An 18,153-nucleotide genomic window follows, 5' to 3' on the forward strand; every position below is an offset into this window, starting at 1 on the left:
GGAACGGCATGGGATCGCGGCGGGGCGGCGCGCCGGCCGGGCGGTTCGCGAGCGGTCGACGGCGCGGAGGCACCGGGCGCCGGAGGGTCGCGAAAGGGGTGGACGGATCCGCGGGGCGGGGCTTAATATGCACCCGCATTATAGGATCACGCAACGAAAATATCCAGCATAACTATATCACCTGTCGGTCAATTACGCAAGCCCCTCTGATGCTCCATCACATGGCCGACTCCGGTCCGCCACCAACGAGGAAGACGACAGCCATGACTTCGGCAACAACCACCGCAGCGGCCGCCGGTACCTGGCAGCTGGGAGACCTGACCGTCAACCGCATGGGCTTCGGCGCCATGCGGCTGACCCAGAACGGCGCGGCGCTCACCACCGAGCGCACCCCGCACGACCGGGACCGGGCCATAGCCGTGCTGCGCCGCGCCGTTGACCTCGGCGTGAACCACATCGACACGGCGGCCTTCTACTTCTCACCGATGCGCTCGGCCAACGAGCTGATCAACCGGGCGCTCGGCCCCTACCCGGACGACCTGGTCATCACCACCAAGGTCGGCCCCGGCCGGGGGCCGTCGGGCGACTGGCTGAACTGGGCCCGGCCCGAGGATCTGCGCGGCCAGGTCGAGGAGAACCTCCGCCAGCTCGGCCGCGACCATCTCGACGTGGTGAACCTGCGCGTGAACGGGCCCGCCCCGATCGCCGACAGGTTCGGCGCGCTGGCCGAGCTGCGGAAGGAGGGGCTCATCCGCCACCTCGGGCTCTCCAACGTCGGGGCCGACCAGATCGCCGAGGCCCTGCCCATCGCGCCGGTCGTCTGTGTGCAGAACCGTTACGGCATAGCCACCCGCCGTGCGGACTCCGGCGAAGTGCTCCGGATCTGCGGGGAGCGGGGCATCGCGTTCGTGCCGTTCTACGCCATCGCCGGTGAGGGCCGCGAGTCCGGGGCGGCAGCGGCCGCCGAGAGCGAGGCGGTGTCGGCCGTCGCCCGCGCCCATGACGCCTCGCCGGCCCAGGTCCGGCTGGCCTGGACACTCCAGCGCGGCCCGCACGTACTGGCCATCCCGGGCACCGGCGACCCCGCTCACCTCGCCGAGAACGTGGCGGCGGCCGCCCTGCGACTCACCGGCGACGAGCTGCGGCTGCTCACGGAACTCGGCCAGGACGCCGGCTGATCCACGCCGTCGGCCGCCGTGGCGGGCGGGAGCCACCGGATGGTGACCGGCTCCCCGACCCGGAGGCCGTCCACGTCCCCGCGGCCGCACCGGCGGAGGTGATTCCTCTGCCGGTGCGGCCGCAGGGATCCCGCCGGCCCCCGTACCGACGTAGCATGATCCTCATGGAGCAGCGCGAACTGGGCAGGACCGGACGGGATGTATCGGTCGTCGGACAGGGCACATGGCAGCTCGGCGGGGACTGGGGTGAGGTGCGGGAGGCGGATGCCTTCGGCGTGCTCGACGCGGCCGTCGAGTCCGGCGTCACCTTCTTCGACACCGCGGACGTGTACGGGGACGGCCGCAGCGAACAGCTCATCGGCCGCTATCTGAAGGAGCGCCCGGACGCACGGGTCCTCGTCGCGACGAAGATGGGCCGGCGCGTCGAACAGGTGCCGGAGAACTACGTCCTGGACAACTTCCGTACCTGGAACGACCGCTCGCGGTCCAACCTCGGTGTCGACACCCTCGACCTCGTACAACTGCACTGCCCGCCCACCGCCGTCTACTCCTCGGACGCGGTCTTCGACGCCCTCGACACCCTGGTCGCCGAGGAGCGGATCGCCGCCTACGGGGTGAGTGTCGAGACGTGCGCCGAGGCCCTGACGGCCATCGCCCGCCCCGGCGTCGCGAGCGTCCAGATCATTCTCAACCCCTTCCGCCTCAAGCCGCTGGACGAGGTGCTTCCGGCGGCGCTCGCCGCCGGGGTCGGCATCGTCGCGCGTGTGCCGCTCGCCTCCGGGCTGCTCTCCGGCAAGTACACCGAGGACACCGTCTTCGCCCCGGATGACCACCGCACGTACAACCGGCACGGGGAGTCGTTCGACCAGGGCGAGACCTTCTCCGGAGTCGAGTACGCGACCGGGGTCGCCGCGGCGGCCGAATTCGCCGCACTCGCTCCCCAGGGGGCGACTGCGGCGCAGACCGCTCTGCGCTGGATCATTCAGCAGCCGGGCGTCACCAGTGTGATCCCCGGCGCGCGTTCGGTGGAGCAGGCCCGCTCCAACGCCTCCGCGGCTGCGTTGGAGCCGCTGCCGCAGAGGACGCTCGACGCGGTACGCGACCTCTACGACCGCAGGATCCGCGCGGCGGTTCACGGCCGCTGGTGACGGACGCGGCTACCGGCCCCCGTCGGGGGCCGGTGATTCCGCACCGCTCGTCGAGGTGAGGTCGTCCGGGGTGGTGGCCGAACTGGAGTCGGGGGAGAACAGACTCATCCCCAGGTACACGGCGGCGAGGAAGGCGACCGTGCCCGCGATGGCGCTGGCCACTCTCGGGCGGCGTCTTATCGCCTCGCGCGTGGTGCGCCGCCGGGCGTTCCTGGACCGGCCCGCCGCGCGCCGCCCGTGGCCGCCGGCCGCCTGGGGCAGCCGGTAGGTCGTCGGAGCACCGGAGTCCTCACCGGACCCGGCCCCCGACCGGTGCTGGGCGGGGGAGGGCGGTGCGGACACCGGCGCGTAGGGCGCGGCCGGTGCGCGCGGGGGAGCGGGCCGGTACATCGGCAGCGGCTCCGCCTGCCCCCGCCAGGCCTCGCTGTTGAACCAGTCGGCGACCTGCTGGGCCGTCGGCCGGTCCTCGGGCTGCTTCGCGAGCAGTCCCAGCAGATACGAGTCGAAGGCGGCGGACATCTCGACCCCGCGCTGCCGCAGCGGCACGGGAGGCGTGTCCACGTGCTGGTAGAGGGTGGCGGTCGGGGTGTCCGAGCGGAACGGCGGCTGGCCCAGCAGCAGTTGGTAGATCACGCAGCCGAGGGAGTACATGTCGGACGCGGCGTCGGCCGTGCGGCCCAGGGCCCGCTCCGGTGCGAGGTAGAGGCTGGTGCCGACGATATGGCCCGTGGTGGTGAGCGCGGCGGAGGGATCGTCGACGAACTGGGCGATGCCGAAGTCGCCGATCTTGACGGCACCTTCCGCGTCCAGCATCAGGTTTCCGGGCTTGATGTCCCGGTGGACTATGCCCTGGCGGTGGGCCGCGGCCAGTCCGGCGGCGGCCTGGCCCGCGATGCGGGCGACCTGTTCCGGGTCCAGCCGCTCCTGGGCCAGCAGCAGATCGGCGAGGCTCCTGCCCTCGACGAGCTCCATCACGAGGAAGAGCCGGTCCTCCCAGGACCCGAAGTCGAACACGGCCACCAGATGCGGATGGCTCAGCCGGGCAGCGGTCTGGGCCTCCAGCCGGAAGCGCGCGGTGGCCGACTCGTCTGCGTGCTCCCCCAGCAGCAGCTTCACGGCGACGGACCTGCCGAGGACCTCGTCCGCGGCCCGCCAGACCTCACCCATCCCGCCACGACCGATGGCGGATATCAATCGGTACCGACCAGCAACCAGCACCTGCGCACACCTATCCAATGTCTCGGGCCGAGGACCGCTTCGACTGCCGCGGCTGCGACCTCATCGGGAACTGACGGGGTGGGGGACACGCAGCAAGATCAGGATATCCGGCGCGCGGCCTCCGCATGACCGTCGGGCGGCGCCGGCACGGATCAGGGGAACAGCCACGCGCAGGCGGCCCGCGCGCTGAACTCGCCCTGACCGCCGGGGAAGAGCAGATCCGCCGCCGCGAACGCCGGATCGCCGGCCGTCGCCGGGACGTAGGGCACCGCGATGCAGCGCATGCCCGCCGCCCGAGCCGCCGAGGCGCCCGGCGCGGCATCCTCCACCACCACGCAGCCGGCGGGCGGGACGCCGAGGCGCCGGGCGGCCTCCAGGAAGACGTCAGGTGCCGGCTTCCCGTGCGCCACCTCCTCGGCGGACACGTACTCGGTGAGATACGCGTCGAGGCCGGTGGTCTTCAGCACGGCCCCTATCGCGGCCAGTGACGAACCCGACGCCACCGCCATGGCGACGCCGCGCGCGTGCAGCATCTCCACGAACTTCCGCATCTCGGGGAAGGCCTCGGTCGAGGAGCGCGCCAGTTCCAGGTAGATGGCGTCCTGACCCGCCACCAGCTCGTCGACGGAGGCCCCGATGCCGTACTCGGTGCGCAGCACGGCCAGCGCCTCGGGGTTGCTGATTCCGACGAACCGGGCGTTCTGCTCCCAGGTGAAGTCCGGTACTCCGTACCGCTCCAGCAGCAGCCGTACCGACTCGTAGGCGTTCGGCTCGCTGTCCACGAGTGTGCCGTCCAGGTCGAAGACGACCGAAGGGGCCTGTGCACGTGATGAGTCCATGGCGAGCATGTTCTCAGCCGCTGATCACCCCGGGCCACCCGCCGCGCGGCCCACCGATTCGACCAGGGGCAGCAGCCGGTGCGGCACCCGCTCGCGCAGGGCCACCTCGGTCCGGGTCCTGACCACGCCGGGCAGCTGGATCAGCCGCTGGATCACATCCTCCAGATGCCCGTTGTCCCGGGCCACCACCCGGGTCAGCAGGTCGCCGGCGCCCGTGGTCGAGAAGGCCTCGACGATCTCCGGCACGGCGGCGAGCGCCTCGCCCACATCGTCGAGATGCCCCTGTGTGACCTCCAGGTGCACAAAGGCGAGTACCGGGTGGCCGAGCGCGGCGGGTGAGAGGAACGGTCCGCTGCCGGTGATCACACCGTCCCGTTCCAGCCGGTCGATGCGGGCCTGGAGGGTGCCCCGCGCGATCGAGAGGATCCGTGCGTACTCGCGCACGCTGGTGTGCGGCTGTTCGATGAGCAGCCGCAGAATGCGGGTGTCGAGCGCGTCCACGGCCATGGGTCCGCCGGCCTCTTCCTGGTACGTCGGTCGGGGCAGCGACTGTACCAACGGTGCACCGGCGAACCTCCGGAGCGGGCCGCCGCCCCGTACCGGCCCAGGGCGGGGCGGGCCGGTCGGGGGCGGCGGCAGGACGTCAGAACTGCACGTCGGAGCAGGCGTAGAACGCGTTCTCGGTGTCGGAGATCGTCCAGACGCCGAGGATCAGGTGCTTGCCGGACTTCTGCGGCAGCACGCCCGAGTGGCTCACGGTCGAGCCGGGCAGCCGGCCGCCGAACGGGACGGTGAGGAACGGCTGCGGTTCCAGGTCGGCCCGGGTGAGCGGCTGCGTCGGGTCGTAGCCGTCCTTGGTGATGTAGTACCGGAAGTCGGTCGTGGCGTGCCGGGCCTCGATCCGCCAGTTGAACGTGTAGTTCTGACCGGCGGTGACCTGGGTGGCGGGCCAGGCGCCGCCGCGCGGGTCGTCGAGTTCGGAGAACCGGCCGATGCCGCCCGAGCAGATGTGGCCGTCGGCCGGTCCGCGGGTGGGGAAGCCCTTGGGGCCCTCGACGCTCGGGGGCTCCCACTGGATCTGCCCGCAGTGCTTGACGGTGCCGATCCCGCAGAGCTGCTGGCGGCTGATGGGGGAGTCGGTGTAGCCGTGGCTCCGGGCGCTGCCGGAGGTGGCGAACAGCGCCGCACCGGCCAGACCGAGCCCGGCCAGTAAGGAGGTGATCCTTCTGCGCATACGTAGCTCCTGGAGATGGGGGGTGATGTCCGGAGAGTTCTGCGGTCTAGACCAAAGGTGAGCGTAGTCATGTCAACCAGCCGTGTCCATACCGTCCCGAGCGGGTCGACTCGCCGGTCGTCGCGGGTCGGGACCAGGGCCGGGGGCCCCGGTGCCGGGTGCCCTCCGGGATAGACTCGTCCGCATGGTCCGACCTTCCCGTGGGGAGGCGAGCCCCGGGATGTGGCGGCGCGAGGCGGGCACAGTGGTGCGCCGGGCCGTGGCCGTTCCGGAGCAGGCGGCAGCCCCCTTCGCCATCAGTGCGGGGTTGCGGGTTCCCCGCGTTCCCACGGAGTGGGCGCCGCACTCGCATCCCCTGCACGAACTCGTCTGGGTGCGTGGGGGAACGCTGACGTCCCGGGTGGAGGACCGGGTCTTCACCGTGTTCGAGGGGCACGGGCTGTGGATGCCCGCGGGCGTGGTCCACGGCGGCCGGGCGACGGCGGGTGCGCGGTTCCACAACGCCTTCTTCGCCCCCGACCGCACGCCGTTGGCGTTCGGGGAACCGGAAGCGATCACGATGACGCCGCTGCTCGAGTCGCTACTGACCCATCTGTCCCGCACCGATCTCGACGCGCCGGCCAGGGTGCGGGCGGAGTCCGTCGTGTTCGACGTGATCCAGCCGTCGGGACACCGGTTCGCGTTGCGGTTGCCCGGTGACCCGCGGATCGACGGCATCGCCGAGGCGCTGCTGGACGATCCCGCCGACTCCGCCTCGCTGGAGGAGTGGGCGCGGCGGCTGGAGGTCAGTGACCGCACCATCACCCGCGCGTTCCGTCGGACAACAGGTCTCTCCTTCGCGCAGTGGCGGCAGATGCTGCGGGTGCACCGGGCGCTGATGCTCCTCTCCGAGGGGTTCGACGTGATGACGGTCTCCGAGACGCTCGGCTACGCGCAGCCCAGTTCCTTCATCGCCGCCTTCCGGCGGGTCATGGGAACCACGCCGGGCGCATTCTTCGATGCGGCCCGCGACACCTCGGGAAATGTCCGGAATCCCGTATCGCGTGTCCAGACCTCCTGATTGTCGGCACCGCAAGCGGAATATAACCTTCACGGAGTTAGGTAACCCTTAGTTGTCTCTTGCCGTGGGCAGTGCTGTCCGTGTGCGGGTGAGCTCGCGGCCCGGCCGGTGAACGGCCGGACGGAGGGTGCCGAAGTCCCTTCCCCTTCGAACGTCCGGACTCATCGATGTTCACAAGCCCCTTCCGGCACTCCGGAAGCCCCGCGGTCGGCCCCGGCACCCCGGTGGCCGCGCTCAACGGGCACGACCTGGTGCTGCGGTACGGCGGGAAGCCGGTCGTCCACGGCGTCTCGCTCGCCCTGGAGCCCGGCCGCGCGACCGCCCTGGTGGGGCCGAACGGCAGCGGGAAGTCCACGCTGCTGCGGGCACTCTCACGACTGCACCGGGTGGACGGCGGCCGGGTGACGCTCGGCGCCCCCGACGGACCCGCCGAGCGCGACGCGTCCCTGCTCAGCGCCCGCGAGTTCGCCCGTGAGGTCACGCTGTTCTCCCAGTCGAGGCCCGCGCCCCAAGGGCTGACGGTCACGGAGGTCGTGTCGTTCGGACGCCATCCGTACCGGCGCGGCTTCGCCGCACCGACCGCGCAGGACCGGAGCGCGGTCGACCACGCCATGGGCGTCACCGGCGTGCGGGAGATGGCCGGCCGGCCGGTCGGGGAACTCTCCGGCGGGGAGATGCAGCGGGTCTGGCTCGCGGCCTGCCTCGCCCAGGACACCGGCGTCGTGCTGCTGGACGAACCGACCAACCACCTGGACCTGCGCTACCAGGTCGAGACGCTCGACCTCGTACGCGACCTCGTCGAGGAGCACGGCATCGCGGTCGGGGTCGTACTGCACGACCTCGACCAGGCGTCCCGCGTCGCGGACACGCTGGTCCTGATGTGCTCCGGCCACGTGCACGCGGCGGGCGCACCCGCCGACGTCCTCACCGCGCGGAACATCGGCGAGGTCTACGACATCCGTGTCGAGGTCGGCATCGACCCCCGCACGGGCCGCCTGCGCATCGACCCGATCGGACGCCACCCCGCCTGAGGCGCCGGACGGCAACCCGACCGAAGCGGCACATCATCCACTGCCGCGGCTCATCGCAAGAAGACTGCCGCGACTCATCGCAAGAAAGAGGATCGTTCATGAACCGTGCCCATCGCCTGGCGGCGTCAGCCTCCGCGGGGCTCATAGTCCTCGCCGCAACGGCTTGCGGCACGACCGCCGTCGACAAGGCCGGGCCCACCGCCGGTGCCGACGCGTCGCCCGCGTCCAAGAGCTGCGCCGACGACACCACGACCACCTCTACGGAGCCGGTCTCCTTCAAGGACGGCGTCGGCCGGCAGGTGAAGCTGGACAAGCCCGCCAAACGGATCGCGGTCCTGGAATGGCAGCAGGTCGAGGACGCGCTGACCCTGTGCGTCACCCCCACCGCCGTCTCGGACGCGAAGGGATACAGCACCTGGGTCAGCGCGGAGAAGCTGCCGAGCGGGGTGACCGACATCGGCACCCGTGAGGAGCCCGACCTCGACACCCTCTACGCGGCGAAGCCCGACCTCATCGTCGTGGAGGCGTTCAAGGCCGACGACGAGACCATCGCGAAGCTGGAGAAGCGCGGCGTCCCCGTGATGGCCACGCTGGGGGCGAACCCGAAGGACCCGATCGGGAACATGCGGAGCGTGTTCAGCATGATCGGCAAGGCGACGGGACGCACCGAGCGGGCCGACCAGGTGATCAAGGAGTTCGACGACCACCTCGCGACGGCGAAGAAGCAGGTCGCCGACGCCGGTCTGCCGACGAAGAACTTCCTGTTCTTCGACGGATGGCTGGAGGGCGGCAACCTCACCATCCGCCCCTACGGAAAGGGCGCCCTGTTCACCCAGATCGGTGAAGAGCTCGGCATGAAGCCCGCGTGGACCAACGACGTCAACAAAGCCCACGGTGACGGAGGCGTCGACCCCTCGTACGGCCTCGCGCAGACCGATGTCGAGGGACTCACCGCCGTGGGGGACGCCAACTTCTTCTACGCCAATGACGACGGGGCCGGCGGGTACGTCGCCGCGTTGCAGAAGAACCCGCTCTGGAAGACCATCCCGGCCGTGAAGGAAGGCCGCGCGCACGCGTTCCCCTCAGGCGTGTGGGGCGCCGGCGGCCCGCGCTCCTGCGAGCAGGCGATCGACGCCTTCGTCGACGTACTCGACAAGAAGTGAACACCTCGCAGACATCGGTACCCCGGAGGGAAGCGCTGCCGCGCACCGAGCGCGGGGGCGGTCCCACCGGGGCGGCCGTCCTGGCATTCCTCCTCGTCCTGACCGTCCTGGTGGGCCTGTGGCACCTGACGCAGGGGACGTCGGGCGTCGGAGTCGGCGACCTGTTGCGGTACTTCGGCGGGAACCGCGACGACACCGGCGAAGCGCCGGTCGGTGAGATCCTCATCGGCTCGCGCCTGCCGCGGCTGCTCGCGGGCGTGGCCGTGGGCTTCGCCCTCGGATCGGCCGGCGCGCTGCTGCAGTCCGTCACGCACAACACGCTCGCCTCCCCCGACACCCTCGCGGTCACGGCCGGGTCCTATTTCACGCTCTCGCTCGTGGCCGCCTTCGGGCTCACCGTCCCGCTCTGGGCGTCGGGCGCCGTCGCCTTCGCCGGCGGCCTGGCAGCGGCGGCGCTCGTGCTGGTCCTCGCCGGCCGGGCCGCGGGCACCGCCGGCACCCGCCTCATCCTCGCCGGTTCGGCGACGGCGATGGCCCTGGACTCGGCGACCGCGATGGTCCTCATCCTCTTCAAGCAGAACACGACCGGTCTCTTCGCCTGGGGGAGCGGCTCGCTCGCTCAGATGAACATCGACGCCTCGGTACGCGCCCTCCCGGTCGTGGCCGTGGTGCTGTGCGTCGCCCTGGCGCTGTCCCGGCGGCTGGACGTGATGAACCTCGGCGACGACGCCGCGTCCACCCTCGGCGTGCCGATCCGGGCGACCCGCGTGATCGCGGTCATCAGCGCGGTGGTCCTGACCAGCACGGCAGTGACACTCGCGGGCCCGATCGCGTTCGTCGGCCTCGGCGCCCCGGTGCTCGCCCGGCTGATCGCCGGACGGGTCCGGGCGCTCCGCCGCCACCTCTTCCTGGTGCCCGCGGCCGGGCTGCTCGGCGCGCTGCTCATCCTCCTCGCGGACGCGACACTGCGCGCGGTGCAGGGCGCGGACGGGGCCGCCTCCATTCCCACCGGCGTGCCGACCGCGCTGCTCGGTTCCGTCGTGATCGTGGTCCTCGCGCTCCGGCTCCGCGACACGGGCCGGCTCCGTCAGCCACCGAACGCGCGGGTCGCCGCAAGGTCGCGCCGCGCGTTCCTCCTCGTCGTGGCCGGCACGGCGGCGCTCCTGGCCGTGGCGGTCGTCGTGGCGGTCCTGGCGGGAAGCCTCTGGCTGCGGACGGGGGACATCGTGCTCTGGGTCCAGGGCACCGCCCCCGACCTGATCGGGCAGGCGCTCGACGACCGGGTCCCACGCGTGATCGCCGCGACCCTCGCCGGTGCGGCACTCGGACTGGCCGGTTGCGTCGTACAGGGCGCGGTGCGCAACCCGTTGGCGGAGCCGGGTGTGCTCGGCATCACGGCGGGCGCCGGGCTGGGCGCCGTGGCCATCGTCACGTCGGGGCTGTCCGGCGGACGGCCACTGCTCATCGTGGCCGCGGTCGTGACGGGGCTGGCCACGTTCGGGCTGATCGCCCTGCTGTCCTGGCGCGGCGGCTTCCTGCCCGACCGCTTCGTGCTGATCGGCATCGGCTGCGGGTACGGCCTCAGCTCCATCACCACCTTCCTGCTGCTGCGCGCCGACCCGTGGAACACGCCCCGGATCTTCACCTGGCTCTCCGGTACGACCTACGGGCGCACGTTCACCGACGTCGTACCGGTCGCGGTGGCCCTGGCGCTCGCGCTCCCCGTTCTGCTCGCCATGCGCGACCGGCTCGACCTGCTCGCCGTCGACGAGGACACCCCGCGCATCGTCGGCGTCAGGCCGGTACGCGTACGCTTCGCGGCCCTGGCGATCGCCGCGGTACTGGCGGCACTCAGCGTCATCGCCGTCGGCGTCGTCGGCTTCGTGGGGCTCGTCGCCCCGCACCTCGCCCGGTCACTGGTGGGCGCCCGGCACGGGCGGTCGATCCCGGTCGCGATGCTGCTCGGCGGACTACTGGTCTGCGTGGCCGACGCCCTCGGCCGCACCGTCGTCGCCCCGTCCCAGGTCCCGGCGGGACTCATGATCGCCCTGGTCGGTGCCCCGTACTTCGTCTGGGTGCTCCGGCAGTCCCGCGCATGACACCGGTGGCGGTCCGAGTCCGCGCCGCCGCGTGCCGGCCGGTGAACGCCCCCTTCCCTTTCTCTCTCCGTCCAGCCAGGAGCACCGGAATGCCGTCCTGCCAGGAAATGCCCGTCAAGAGCATCGTCGTGCCGTTCGGGCCCGGGGCTTCGCCGACCCTGCCGAGGCGGCTCGGAGCCCACGAGGTGCCGGAGCGCTGGCAGGCGGTCGACCGCTCCGCTCACGCCCCTCACATCGTGGCCGTTCCCGGCGCCGACGGTGAGGACTGGACCGCTGCCGCACTCGTGACGGCACGTCCGAACACGGCCTACCTGAAGATCGTCGACGCCGTCGGTGATGTGCCGGCAGCCGTCGCGGCCGTCGTCGCCCACGCACGCCGCCAAGGGCTCGCGCAGGTCAAGTGGGAAGGCTGGACGGCAAGCCCTGGGGACGCGGCTGCCGCCGGTTTCGCTCCCCTGGGTTCTCCGCTCACGCGGTCGGAGGGTGCGGACGGGCCGGCCGCGGGTTACGTCCGGTGGCTCGGCGACGGTGGGGTGAGCGAACCGCCGTACTACGGGCAGACCACGCACTTCACGTGCGGCGCCGTCACCGCCCTGGTCGCGCAGGCGCACGCCGGGACGCTGCCGCGGGAGGCGCTCGACCGCCAGGCGGAGCTGACACTGTGGCGCGACGCGACCAACTTCCCCGCGTGCGAGCCCGTCCGGCTGGGTGTCGCCCTGCGCCGCGGCTGGCCGTCGTCCCCCGTCGTGGTCCACCTCGACACGGACCGGCCGGTCCTCCTCGGCCATTACCCGGAGAAGGAACAGGAGTGGCGTGCCCTGCTCCAGCGCGCCTCACGTACGGACGCCGGACGGGCCGGTGTCCCCGTCGACCCGGGCCGTCTCTCCATGACCGCGATCCGGGACGCGATCGGCCGGGGGGAGCATGTGCTGCTCCTGCTCTCGCTCGCCGGGATGCAAGGGTTCGACGTGCCGCACTGGGTGCTCTGCCACGGCGTGGTACCCGGTGCTGTCGTGATCGAGGACCCCTGGGCCAACGCGGCGACGGGGGACACCTGGGTCGACGCCCATCTCCTGCCGGTCCCCGACCGGTCGCTCGACACGATGTCGGTCATCGCGCCGGATCGCTTCCGGGGCGCCGTGATCATCGGCCGCCCGCAGCGGCACGACGCGTCCTCCCCAGCTGAAGTGCGGGTCCCCAGCGACGGTTCCTCGCGCCAGGTGCCGCTCTTCCTCACACAGGATGTCCTGTCCAAGTGACCTGGCCTGACCGATAGGGGAGGCAACACCTGCACGTCACTGTCCGAGTGACGGAAAGGCCACCCACCCGCCGACCGAATCGATTCGGTGCCGGCGTGCGGGCGGGCCGGTGTCGCGTGGGGTTGGTCCGTTGGCTCTGCTGTGGCCGGTCCACACGGAGCGATCCCGAGCCATTGGCTCATAGGATTTGGCTTCATTTGAACCATCAGCCCATCAAGTGTTGAGATAGGTCCATCAATGGCGCTGCGGGTCCTCCGGGGATCTCTGCGGCGCCTTTCTCGTGTCTGGGCTGGTCTATGTGCGAAACGGGGCGGGGCAACTTGCTGAAGAGGGCGTTCGTCGCACCCGATCCGGGACGGATCCGGCTGCGGTTCGCGTCCCGGGCTGTACTCGGCATCGGGCTCGCCGTCGCGCTGTGCGGAGCTGCCGGGCACTCGCTGACGGCGGCCGTCACCGGTGGCCTGGCCGCGCTGCTCGCACTGTTCACGGTGACCGACCCGACGGTGCGCGGGCAGGCGATCACGACCGCCCTGCTCCCCGCCGTCGGTCTCCCGGTGCTCACGCTCGCCGCCCTGCTGCACGATGTGCCCGTCGCGCGCGACCTGGCGTTTCTCGCCGTTGTGGGGGTGGGGGTGTACGCGCGGCGGTGGGGGCCTCGCGGGCACTCGCTGGGCGTGTTCGGCTTCATGTCCTATTTCTCGGCCCAGTTCCTGCACACCGTGCCCGGCCGGCTGCCCGAGCTGTACGAGGCCGTGCTGCTGTCGCTCATCGCGTCGTCGCTGGTGCGGTTCGGGGCGTGGTGCTACGAGCGGCGGCTCGCGGTACCCGTGGCGGTCACCCTCCCCGCCGCGGCATCGGGGCTCGGGCGGATCACGACGCGGCAGGCCGTGCAGGCGACGTCGGGGGCGGGTCTCGCGCTCGCGGTGGGGCAGGTGCTGTCCGATCAGCGTTGGTACTGGGCGGTCGGCGCCACCTGGTGGGTGTTCGTGGCCACGACCTCGCGGGGCGAGACCGTCGTGCGCGGGTTCCGGCGACTCCTGGGAACGGTCCTCGGGATCGGCCTGGGCTTCGCCGTGGCCGTACCGCTGCACCACGAGCCGGTCGTGGCCGCGGTGGTCGTGGCGCTGAGCGTCTTCGGGATCTTCTATACCGCTGCCGTCTCCTACACCTGGATGATGCTGGCCGTCACCGTGATGGCGAGCATGCTGTACGGGCTGCTCGGCGTGCTCGACGCGGGTCTGCTCGTGCTGCGGGTGACCGAGACGATGGTCGGGGCGCTCGGTGCCGTACTGGCGGTGCTGTTCGTGCTGCCGGTGACCACGCACTCGGTGACCGAGGCGTGGGTGGAGCGGGCGCTGCGGTGCGTGCACACGTGCACGGCTGAGGCCGCCGCACGGCTCGCAGGGAACGAGGACGCCGACCCACCCCGGCGCGTTGCCGAACTGGAGGCGATTCTCGGCCGAGTGCGCTTGTCGCTGGCGCCGCTGGTGCATCCGCTCAGCCCGATGAAGGACCGCAAGCGACGGGCGCGGCATGTACTCGCCCTGCTCGACGACTGCGCACGCGAGGTGCGCGGACTGGCCTCCGTGGCGGCCGACCCGGAAGCCTCCCACGACGCCCGGCTCGCCGCGGCCTGCTGGCGCGTCGAGAGCGCGGTGGAGGCGCTGACGGCTCCCGGGCGGCAGGCCCGCGCCCCGCTCGCCGCCGGACTCCCGGCGCACGCCACCGGGGCGGAACCCGCCCTCGCCCATCTGCACGGCCTGGAGCGCGCGCTCGCAGAACTGGCCACGCCGCTGCACGGCCCGCCCGGGGCCCCGCTCGCCGCGGTCTGACCCCGCACCCTTTAGTCCAGACCAACGGGTGCACTGCTACGGTCGCCGCGGAAGATCGCGACGGTCCCCACTGTCGTGGTCACTCGGCGGAGAAAGGCAGTGCGGTGGTCAGCAGCAACGGTGCCGGACGGGCATTCATCGGGTCGTTCACCTCGGCGGGCGGGCGGGGAGTCATCGCTGCCGCCGTGGACCAGGACACCGGGGCCCTCACCGTCCTCGGCGCGACGGATGCCGTGCCTGACCCCTCGTACCTGGTGCTGGGCCGGGGGACGGGCCCCGGCGGCGCGGTCCTGTACGCGGTCAGCGAGACCGAGCGGGGCGCGGCCGCGGCCCTCGACATCACCCACGACGTTCCCCGGCCGCTCGGCGAGGTTCGGCCGGTGGACGGCGACAGCCCCACGCACCTCGCGCTCGCGGGCGGCCGGCTGCTCACCGCCAACTACGGCTCCGGCAGTGTCACCGTGCTGCCCGTGCTCGCGGGCGGCTCGCTCGGCCCCGTCGTCAGCGTGCTCAAGCACGAGGGAAGCGGGCCGGACGCCGGCCGCCAGGAGGGCCCGCACGCCCACCAGGTCCTCCCCGACCCCTCGGGGAACTGGGTGCTGAGCGTCGACCTCGGAACCGACTCGGTACGGATCTGCACACTCGACCCGGACACCGGGGAGCTGCGTCCGCACGGTGAGACGGTGCTGCAGCCCGGCACCGGTCCGCGCCATCTCGCCTTCCACCCCGACGGCGCGCACGCCTATGTGCTGAACGAGCTCGAACCCACGGTCACGGTGTGCCGGTGGGACGCTGTGGCGGGGGTCATCGAAGCGGTCGACGCGACGCCGGTCCTGCCCGCGGAGGCGACCGGGGACACCGCCGCGGCGAGCTACCCGTCCGAGGTCGTCGTCTCGCACGACGGCCGGTTCCTCTGGGTGGCCAACCGGGGCCACGACAGCATCTCGGTGATCGGCCTCGACGCCACGGGCGAGAAGGCGTCCCTGGTCACCACGGTGGGCTGCGGCGGGCACTGGCCGCGTGACCTCGCCCTCGACCCCGCCGGGCGACGGCTGTACGCGGCCAATGAGAGGTCCGGGAACGTCGCCTGGTTCGCCGTGGACCCGGAGACCGGGATCCCGGCCCAGGAAGGCTCCCTGGAGGCTCCTGCGGCCTCCTGCGTGATCTTCGCCTGAGGTCCGTACGCGCAGGTGGCGAACCGAACGGGGCCAGGGTCCGGCTGCATCAGCCGGCTCCTGGCCCCGCCCCATGACGTGGAACGCACCCTGCCGCCGGGCCACCGGCGGAACGGATCAGAGGGCCTGTGCCCCCTGCGCCACCGGGGGAGCGATGCCGAGCGCCGTGGTGTACATCGACATCACCAGCTTGCCGATCGCCGGGTAGGCGCCGAGCGGCTCGGCCGCCGCGCAGCCCGCCTCCTTGACGGCGGAGTCCAGCAGCCCATCGGCCACCTCGGGACCCACCAGGTACGGCGCGACCGCCAGCTGGAGCGAGCCGGAGTCCTTGAGCTGGCCGGCGATCGACGCGACCGAACCCTCGACGTCGAGTGCGGCGGCCATCACCGGTACCGCGAGCCGCGCCGCCAGCAGCATGCCGGTGATCCCGGCGGCCTGCACGGCCTCCTCGCCGCCCACCGTGGCCAGCACGATCCCGTCGGCGGCCGTGGCCACCGTGAACAGCCTCGCCCGGTCCGCGCGGGCGAGACCGGCCTCGGAGAGGCGGACGTGCAGCGCCTCGGCGAGGAGCGGGTGCGGGCCGAGGACATCGGTCAGCTCGGCCGGTGCCTGGCTCTCCGTGATCGATTGGCGTATCCGCTGCACAAGGGCGTTGTCCGGTCCCGCGAGCAGCGGCACCACGACGGCGGCCGGACCCTCGGGCGGAGCGACCTCACGGCCGGCGGCCGTCGCCTGTTCGAAGCGCGCGATGCGCTCGGCGGCGGAGTGCGCGAGCGCGGAGGCAAGAGTCGGGTACTCGGCATCGTCGCCGTCGACGTAACCGATCAGGGCGTTCAGACCGGGCAGCTCGGAGCGGGCAATGCTGATCACCTCTTCGGCCAGACTGCGGCTGGCCGATGAGGGGGTACCGGGAACGGCGAGAACGAGCGCGGCAGCGCCCTCAGGTGCGACCACGGGCTCCGGGCGGCGGTGCCGTCCGGACTGGCGAGGTCGCGGCATTCGTACAGGCAGGCCGGAAGCGGGCCCAGTGGGGGTGCTCATGGCGCCGCATGCTACTGGTTTTGGGTACCCCGCTGCGCGGGGAGGGTCCGGTCGAGCGTTGTCTGTCCGCATTTATCCGTCTGGTCGCTTACCGGTCAACTGCCCTGCTCTGTCACCCCTGCGCCGGGCCGTCGATCCGGTCCGGGCAACGGAATGCAGAGCAGTGTCGGATGGTGCGGCAGGAGCAGACCGCCGGTGGCCAGCGCCTGTGCGATGCGCAGGGAGCCGATCAGGGGATCACCCGAACCGGGGACCGCCCGTGCCCGCGGCAGCTGCCGGGCCAGCTCCTCGCGCAGCGGTACGAGCAGCGGGTCGCCCATCCGGAACAAGCCACCCGTCAGCGCCACTTCGCATTCCTCGCCGTCCGCTGCGGCCTTCGGGCACACGGCGGCGGCCGCCTGCGCGATATGTCCGGCGGCATCGCGGAGAATGCCTTCGGCGACGGGGTCGTGTGCCGCGCAGGCGGCCACCTCGGGAGCGAACGAGGCCAGGACCGCGGGCCGGTCGGTACGCGGATAGAGCAGGCCGGGCAGTTCGGGCGCCGGGCCGAACACCGCCTCCAGCCGGGCGAGCAGTGCCGGGGATCCGCCGCGCCGCCCGTCGTGGGCGCGCATCGCCGCATCGAGACCGGCCCGGCCGATCCAGGCACCGCCACCGCTGTCGCCCAGCAGATGGCCCCAGCCGTCGGCCCGCCGCCACCGCGTCAGATCCGTGCCGAGGGCGATCAGTCCGGTGCCGCCCGCGACCACCGCGCCGGGCCGCTGCCCGACCGCTCCGGCGTACGCGGTCACGGCGTCGGCGGCGAGCGCCAGCCGTCGCACGCCGAGCGCGTCCGCCAGGGCGGCGGGCAGTTCGGACCGCAGCCGGCCGCCGAGGGTGGCCATACCGGCGGCACCGATCGCCGCAGCGGCGATCCGGCCTCCGCCGCCGTGCCGCGCGAGCAGTTCCCCGGCGGTGGGCAGCAGTTGTTCCAGCAGGTGGGCGGCGTCGATACCGGAGGGCCCGGTCCGCACAGGTCCGGCACAGGCCGCCGTGGCCAGGGGGGCGTCCGAGCCCACGGCGCCCAGGGCCACCCGCAGCCCGGAACCACCCGAGTCCACCCCGAGGACGTACTCGCCGCGGACGTACTCCCCGACCTGGTCCGGCCGTCCGTGGGCGTCGGCCGCCGCCGGGCCGTGCCCGTCGGGCCCAGCCGTCACGGCAGTCGCCAGTCGACCGGCTGGACGCCCTGGCGCTCCAGCAGCTCATTGGTCCGGCTGAACGGCCGGGAACCGAAGAAGCCGCGGTCCGCCGACATGGGGGAGGGGTGCGAGGACTCGATCGCCGGGAAATCCCCCAGCGACGGACGCAGATTGCGGGCGTCGCGGCCCCACAGGACCGACACCAGCGGGGTGCCCCGTGCGACCAGCGCCGAGATCGCCTGCTGGGTCACCTCCTCCCAGCCCTTGCCGCGATGCGCGGCGGGCCGGCGGGGCGCGGTGGTCAGGGCCCTGTTGAGCAGCAGCACACCCTGCTCGGCCCACGGCGTCAGATCACCGTTGGAGGGGCGCGGAAGCCCCAGGTCCGAGTGGAGTTCCCGGAAGATGTTCTCCAGGCTGCCGGGCACCGGTTGGACGTCGGGCGCGACGGAGAAGCTCAGCCCGACCGCGTGCCCCGGTGTCGGGTAGGGGTCCTGACCGACGATCAGGACCCGTACCTGGTCGAAGGGTTGCTGGAACGCCCGCAGGACGTTCGCGCCCGAGGGCAGATAGGTGCGTCCCGCGGCGATCTCGTCGCGCAGGAAGCCGCCCATCGCCGCGATGCGTTCGGCCACGGGCTCAAGCGCCTGCGCCCAGCCGGGCTCGATGATTTCTTTCAGAGGTCGTGCTGCCACGGG

General features: G+C 72.3%; 16 protein-coding genes. 9 read left to right on the forward strand and 7 right to left on the reverse strand.

What is annotated here, in order from left to right:
• Positions 1–263 precede the first annotated feature (263 nt).
• Both AB0I52_RS24485 and AB0I52_RS24490 read left to right on the forward strand, forming a co-directional pair.
• Positions 264–1,178 carry an aldo/keto reductase gene (locus AB0I52_RS24485; RefSeq protein WP_363075890.1) on the forward strand — a complete coding sequence of 305 codons (915 nt, stop codon included), beginning with the start codon at positions 264–266 and terminating at the stop codon, positions 1,176–1,178.
• 155 nt (positions 1,179–1,333) lie between these two features.
• Complete coding sequence (locus AB0I52_RS24490) at positions 1,334–2,326, forward strand: aldo/keto reductase (protein ID WP_363075892.1); 993 nt, start codon at positions 1,334–1,336, stop codon at positions 2,324–2,326.
• Between the two features lie 9 nt (positions 2,327–2,335).
• Here AB0I52_RS24490 and AB0I52_RS24495 read toward each other — a convergent pair whose 3' ends face one another.
• From AB0I52_RS24495 to AB0I52_RS24510, 4 genes are all read right to left on the reverse strand, one after another.
• Positions 2,336–3,493 carry a serine/threonine-protein kinase gene (locus AB0I52_RS24495; protein WP_363075894.1) on the reverse strand — a complete coding sequence of 386 codons (1,158 nt, stop codon included), beginning with the start codon at positions 3,491–3,493 and terminating at the stop codon, positions 2,336–2,338.
• Positions 3,494–3,696: 203 nt separating this feature from the next.
• Positions 3,697–4,383, reverse strand: coding sequence for an HAD family phosphatase (locus AB0I52_RS24500; RefSeq protein ID WP_363075896.1), 687 nt, complete (start codon positions 4,381–4,383; stop codon positions 3,697–3,699).
• 24 nt (positions 4,384–4,407) lie between these two features.
• Positions 4,408–4,890, reverse strand: a complete 483-nt coding sequence (locus AB0I52_RS24505) for an Lrp/AsnC family transcriptional regulator (RefSeq protein ID WP_363075898.1) — start codon at positions 4,888–4,890, stop codon at positions 4,408–4,410.
• A 136-nt stretch (positions 4,891–5,026) separates the two neighbouring features.
• Positions 5,027–5,617 carry a lytic polysaccharide monooxygenase auxiliary activity family 9 protein gene (locus tag AB0I52_RS24510; RefSeq protein ID WP_363075900.1) on the reverse strand — a complete coding sequence of 197 codons (591 nt, stop codon included), beginning with the start codon at positions 5,615–5,617 and terminating at the stop codon, positions 5,027–5,029.
• A 184-nt stretch (positions 5,618–5,801) separates the two neighbouring features.
• Between AB0I52_RS24510 and AB0I52_RS24515 the strand changes: the two genes are divergently transcribed.
• From AB0I52_RS24515 to AB0I52_RS24545, 7 genes are all read left to right on the forward strand, one after another.
• Positions 5,802–6,677 (forward strand): AraC family transcriptional regulator, encoded by an 876-nt coding sequence (locus AB0I52_RS24515; RefSeq protein WP_363075902.1) that lies wholly within the window; start codon positions 5,802–5,804, stop codon positions 6,675–6,677.
• Positions 6,678–6,844: 167 nt separating this feature from the next.
• Positions 6,845–7,708, forward strand: coding sequence for an ABC transporter ATP-binding protein (locus AB0I52_RS24520; RefSeq protein ID WP_363075904.1), 864 nt, complete (start codon positions 6,845–6,847; stop codon positions 7,706–7,708).
• A gap of 98 nt (positions 7,709–7,806) precedes the next feature.
• On the forward strand, positions 7,807–8,871 hold the full coding sequence (locus AB0I52_RS24525) for an iron-siderophore ABC transporter substrate-binding protein (protein WP_363075906.1): 1,065 nt from the start codon (positions 7,807–7,809) through the stop codon (positions 8,869–8,871).
• Positions 8,868–10,970: an iron ABC transporter permease gene (locus tag AB0I52_RS24530; protein ID WP_363075908.1), complete on the forward strand. Its 2,103-nt coding sequence runs from the start codon at positions 8,868–8,870 to the stop codon at positions 10,968–10,970. The genes AB0I52_RS24525 and AB0I52_RS24530 overlap by 4 nt, the downstream gene beginning before the upstream one ends.
• A gap of 89 nt (positions 10,971–11,059) precedes the next feature.
• Complete coding sequence (locus tag AB0I52_RS24535; RefSeq protein WP_363075910.1) at positions 11,060–12,229, forward strand: peptidase C39 family protein; 1,170 nt, start codon at positions 11,060–11,062, stop codon at positions 12,227–12,229.
• Positions 12,230–12,549: 320 nt separating this feature from the next.
• Positions 12,550–14,061 carry an FUSC family protein gene (locus AB0I52_RS24540; protein ID WP_363075912.1) on the forward strand — a complete coding sequence of 504 codons (1,512 nt, stop codon included), beginning with the start codon at positions 12,550–12,552 and terminating at the stop codon, positions 14,059–14,061.
• A 104-nt stretch (positions 14,062–14,165) separates the two neighbouring features.
• Entirely contained in the window at positions 14,166–15,236 is a 1,071-nt protein-coding gene (locus tag AB0I52_RS24545; protein WP_363075914.1) for a lactonase family protein, read from the forward strand.
• 117 nt (positions 15,237–15,353) lie between these two features.
• Here the strand turns inward: AB0I52_RS24545 and AB0I52_RS24550 are convergent, their stop codons facing one another.
• The 3 genes from AB0I52_RS24550 to AB0I52_RS24560 all read right to left on the reverse strand — a co-directional run bounded on the left by AB0I52_RS24550 (position 15,354) and on the right by AB0I52_RS24560 (position 18,150).
• Entirely contained in the window at positions 15,354–16,277 is a 924-nt protein-coding gene (locus tag AB0I52_RS24550) for a hypothetical protein (protein WP_363075916.1), read from the reverse strand.
• A 95-nt stretch (positions 16,278–16,372) separates the two neighbouring features.
• Positions 16,373–17,377, reverse strand: coding sequence for a BadF/BadG/BcrA/BcrD ATPase family protein (locus AB0I52_RS24555; protein WP_363076006.1), 1,005 nt, complete (start codon positions 17,375–17,377; stop codon positions 16,373–16,375).
• 95 nt (positions 17,378–17,472) lie between these two features.
• Positions 17,473–18,150 (reverse strand): uracil-DNA glycosylase, encoded by a 678-nt coding sequence (locus AB0I52_RS24560; RefSeq protein WP_363075918.1) that lies wholly within the window; start codon positions 18,148–18,150, stop codon positions 17,473–17,475.
• Positions 18,151–18,153: the final 3 nt, after the last annotated feature.

This window comes from Streptomyces sp. NPDC050423 (assembly GCF_040655445.1).
In the GTDB taxonomy this organism is placed as follows: domain Bacteria; phylum Actinomycetota; class Actinomycetes; order Streptomycetales; family Streptomycetaceae; genus Streptomyces.